At 55.6% G+C, this 2,681-nt stretch carries 3 protein-coding genes; all 3 read left to right on the forward strand.

Going from position 1 to position 2,681, the window contains the following annotated elements; all coding sequences use genetic code 11:
• Nucleotides 1-1,149: tellurite resistance TerB C-terminal domain-containing protein (locus tag lacNas_RS10530; RefSeq protein WP_280515444.1), on the forward strand; the 1,149-nt coding region annotated here is incomplete at its 5' end.
• 2 nt (nt 1,150-1,151) lie between these two features.
• Complete coding sequence (locus lacNas_RS10535; protein ID WP_201330430.1) at nt 1,152-2,471, forward strand: ATP-binding protein; 1,320 nt, start codon at nt 1,152-1,154, stop codon at nt 2,469-2,471.
• Nucleotides 2,472-2,490: 19 nt separating this feature from the next.
• Nucleotides 2,491-2,681, forward strand: a 191-nt coding sequence (locus tag lacNas_RS14045) for a DEAD/DEAH box helicase (protein WP_373868168.1), incomplete at its 3' end; no start/stop codon positions are given.

The raw sequence follows: 2,681 nt of genomic DNA on the forward strand, positions 1-2,681 counted from the left end.
GAGCCGGCAGCAGCCGCTTATGTCTACCTCCTTGCCAGCGAACTGGTCTGCCAGATCGGCGTCAAGGACAAAGAAGACGGCCTGCGCCAGCTCAAGCTGCTGTTTGCCAACTGCCTGGACCGGCAGGACCTGCTGACTGACTGGCAGCGCAAGCACCTGCTGCAAAACTACCTGGTTTATTACGATTTTCCTTTGGAAACCGTGCAGGAAGCTTTTAAAGAGGAGCTGCAGCGGGGCAGAGTCTATCAGACGCTGCTGGCCGGACAAGCAGAAGGAGCGGACCTGTACCAGGCGATTTGCCATCTGTCGGCTTACCAGCCCAAGAACAATCCTATGCTCAAGAAGGAGCCAGAGAAGTTTTACGGCCTGTTGAGCCAGGTCTGGCAGGAAGTGCGCCGCAATCCCTATCAGCTGCTGAAACTGCTGGTAGGCGAAAAAACTGTTTTTCCAGTGGAAATGTTTGCGGATGCCGTCTTCTACAGTCCCCACCCCGTGACCGAAGCCAGTGTTGAAATCGGCGCGGGTCTCAGCTACCGCTGCCGGGGCGGGCACTGGATCAGTGAGCTTTACTGGCCTTCCAGCCGGCAAAAGAAGCTTCTGGCCGACTTCATGCATGAGTTTGACCGCTTGAGCCGCCTGGCCTTCAAAAAAGGCCGCTCCTTGAAGGAAAAGCCGCTGCCGCCGGCTTTTAAGCAGGCAATCAGCCAGGGAATCGCGGACTACCAACAGCAGCTCCTGGAAGCGCAGCGGCCAAAGATCAAGATCAACCTGGCCAGCCTGGACCAGATCCGGGCAGACGCGGCAGAAACCAAGGAAAGCCTGTTGACTGAAGAGGAAAGAGAGCTGGAAGCGCAAGAAGCCGCCGAACAGGCAGCTGCGCAGGCTGCCGCAGAAAGCACCGCTGCTTTCTCGGCCGACTTGAATCTGAATGAAACTGAGAGAAAGCTGCTGGAAGCCTTGTTTGCCGGCCAGCCTTACAAAGATTTTTTGCGCCAGCAGCATCAGCTTTTGAGCGTGGTCGTGGACCAGATCAATGAGAAGCTGTTTGACGAAATTGGTGATGCCGTGATCGACTGTGACGGTGAAAGCGCGGAAATCGTGCCTGATTACCGGGCCGATCTGGCAGATTTATTAGGAATTGAGGAATAATATTGGAGCAAAAGAAACGGATCCCCAAGCGGATTGCCCAAACGGTTATCAGTTCACTCAAAGGCGGCGTCGTGCCCCGTATCGGCCTGCCTTATATTACAGTGGGCAGAAAGGCGGAAATCGCGGCCTTGCTGCATGATGTTGACTTAGTCAAGGACGGCGGGGCCTCCTTCCGCTTTGTGGTCGGCCGCTACGGGTCGGGCAAAAGCTTCTTGCTGCAGACAATCCGCAATTATGTGATGGACCGCAACTTTATCGTGCTTGACGCCGATCTGTCGCCTGAGCGCCGCCTGCAGGGGAGCAAGGGCCAGGGCCTGGCAACCTACCGGGAACTGATTCAGAACCTGGCCACCAAGACCCGGCCTGAGGGCGGGGCCTTGACCCTGGTTCTGGACCGCTGGATCAACAACGTGCAGACCGCCGTTGCCGAGGAAGTTCCCTATGATGATCCGCGCTTTCAGACCGCGGTTGACCAGAAGATCATCAGCCAGATCACCGGCTTAAATGAGCTGGTCCACGGCTACGACTTTGCCCAGCTCCTTGAGCGCTACTACCACGCCTACCTGGCCGGTGACGAGGACGTTAAGGGCAAGGTGGTCAAGTGGTTCAGGGGCGAATACCGGCTCAAGAGCGAAGCCAAGCAGGATCTGGGAATCAACATGATCATCTCCGATGAAGACTGGTACGAATACCTGAAGCTTTTTGCCGTCTTCTTCCGCCAGGCAGGCTACAGTGGCATGTTCGTCATGATCGACGAGCTGGTCAACTTGTACAAGATCCCCAACGCTATCTCCAGACAGTACAACTATGAGAAGCTTTTGAGCATGTACAACGATGCCATGCAGGGCAAGGCCAAGTACCTGGGCATCATTATGGGGGCAACGCCGCAGGCTGTTGAAGACCGCCGGCGGGGTGTCTATTCCTATGAGGCCCTGCGCTCGCGGCTGGCTGAAGGCAAGTTTGCCAAAGAAGGCCAGCGCGACATGTATGCGCCCGTAATCCGGCTTGAACCGCTGACGGCAGAGGAAATGCTGGTCTTGACTGAGAAGCTGGCCGACATGCATGCCAGTCTTTACGGTTATGAGCGGACGATCAGCGAAAATGATCTGGCCGACTTCATCAAGATCGAATATGCCAGAGTCGGCAGCGGCAGCATGATTACTCCCAGAGAAGTGATCAGGGACTTTATCGAGCTGCTGGACATTGTCTGGCAGAATCCGGACCGCAGCGTTCAAGACCTGCTGGCCAGCGACGATTTTACCTATGCTGCGGCGGGAGACGCGGAAGATACGGACGGCGACTTTGCCGAGTTTACGATTTAGCAAAAGAGATTGAGATTTAATGGACACTTTTTCTCGTTATGCTCCCTTCATCCAGGACTACATCTATGCCCGTGGATGGGAGACTTTGCGGCCCTTGCAGACTGCAGCGGCCGACGTTATATTCAACAGCAGCGACAACCTGCTTTTATCTGCTTCGACTGCTTCCGGGAAAACGGAAGCAGCCTTTTTTCCAATCTTGACGGACCTGGC

Source organism: Lactobacillus nasalidis (genome assembly GCF_016587775.1).
Taxonomy (GTDB): Bacteria; Bacillota; Bacilli; order Lactobacillales; family Lactobacillaceae; genus Lactobacillus; species Lactobacillus nasalidis.